We start from the raw sequence: 575 nt of genomic DNA, 5'->3' as shown, positions 1-575 counted from the left end.
TGCAAGTCCAGTACCCGCCACACACACATCTGTCGTTTCTGTCTGTGATCACTGCAGGCGCGGCTTTCTGCTGTTTTGTCTTGTTTTTTTTTTTCAAGCAGAACGGACAGCGGGAATTTCTGCGCGTCGCTGACATCCACTTTGATAGCGCCGCTGGCGATCAGCGAGAACAGCTCATCGCTGGCGGTTTTCAGCTCTTCACGGTTTGTGATGTAACTGCCGAGGCTCGGGCGAGTGACGAACAGTGAGCCTTTCTGCGACAGAATCCCCAAATTAACGCCAGACACCGGGCCCGAGGCATTGCCGAAGCTGACCAGCAGGCCGCGCGGCTTCAGGCTGTCGAGTGAGCGCTCAAAGGTATCTTTGCCCACGGAGTCATACACCACATCGACTTTTTGGTTATTGGTCAGCTCTTTAACGCGAGCAACGATGTCTTCGGTCTGGTAGTTAATGGTCGCCCATGCCCCGGCTTCTTTCGCTCGCTGGGCTTTTTCTTCTGAGCCGACGGTACCAATCAGGTTGGCACCCAGCGCTTTCGCCCATTGGCAGGCAATCAGGCCCACACCACCTGCGGC

1 protein-coding gene is annotated in these 575 nt (G+C 55.8%); it reads right to left on the bottom strand.

Translation table 11 applies throughout. From position 1 onward, the window contains the following. Window positions 1-575, bottom strand: a 575-nt coding sequence (locus tag BIY29_RS19955; RefSeq protein WP_147437201.1) for a zinc-binding dehydrogenase, incomplete at both ends; no start/stop codon positions are given.

Origin of the sequence: Brenneria alni, assembly GCF_003666245.1 — a bacterium.
Classification (GTDB): Bacteria; Pseudomonadota; Gammaproteobacteria; order Enterobacterales; family Enterobacteriaceae; genus Brenneria; species Brenneria alni.
This window is presented reverse-complemented; position numbering and strand designations above follow the sequence as displayed.